Source organism: Rhodobacter sp. SGA-6-6 (assembly GCF_011043545.1).
Lineage (GTDB): Bacteria > Pseudomonadota > Alphaproteobacteria > Rhodobacterales > Rhodobacteraceae > Pseudogemmobacter.
On record NZ_JAAKGP010000056.1, the window covers coordinates 1 to 776 of the forward strand.

The 776-nt window shown below is 62.5% G+C and carries 1 protein-coding gene; it reads right to left on the reverse strand.

Annotation, left to right across the window (positions count from 1 at the left end; genetic code table 11):
• The coding region (locus tag G5B31_RS20935) for an IS5-like element ISPko3 family transposase (RefSeq protein WP_165020119.1) at nucleotides 1-713 on the reverse strand (713 nt) is incomplete at its 3' end.
• Between the last annotated feature and the right edge of the window lie 63 nt (nucleotides 714-776).

Sequence of the window (776 nt, forward strand, 5' to 3'; positions counted from 1 at the left end):
ATATCGTTCCGTGCTACGGCTCCGGCTGAAGTTTTCTTCCAGGGCTTGGCGTTCTTCCGCACAGGAATGATGGCCGCAGCGGCGCGGGCGGCGATGGCGTCGTGGCACTTTCGGGTGTCGTATGCGCCATCGGCGGTAACGCTGGCGATCTCTTGATCGGGTGGGATCTGGTCGAGCAGTTCGGGCAACATCGGTGCGTCGCCTACGTCGCTACTGGTGAACTCGACCGCCCTGATTTCCAGTGTTTTCTCGTCGATCCCGAGGTGGACCTTGCGCCAGATACGTCGTTTCGGGCCGCCATGCTTGCGCGCGTTCCACTCGCCTTCGCCCTCGACCTTGATCCCGGTGCTGTCGATCAGAAGGTGCAGCGGGCCCTGCGAGCCGCGATAGGGGATGTTGACTTTCAAGGTCTTCTGGCGTCGGCTGAGGGTGCTGAAATCGGGCACCGCCCAGTCCAGACCGATCAACTGCAGCAGGCTTTCCACGAACCCGGTGGTCTGGCGGAGCGCCATGCCGAACAGCACCTTCATCGTCAGGCAGGTCTGGACCGCAGCGTCACTATAGCTGGGCTGCCGACCACGCTTGCCGGTCGGCGCGGCCGCCCAGATCATCTCGGGATCGAACCAGATCGTCAGCGAGCCGCGGCGCTTGAGCGCTTCATTGTAGCTCGGCCAGTTCCGGGTCTTGTAGGCGGGGGGTGTGGGTCTGCTCATGCCATCCAGCTATCACGCTGGATTCCCATGATGAATCCCCTCAGCCATTTGTGCAACAGAGCC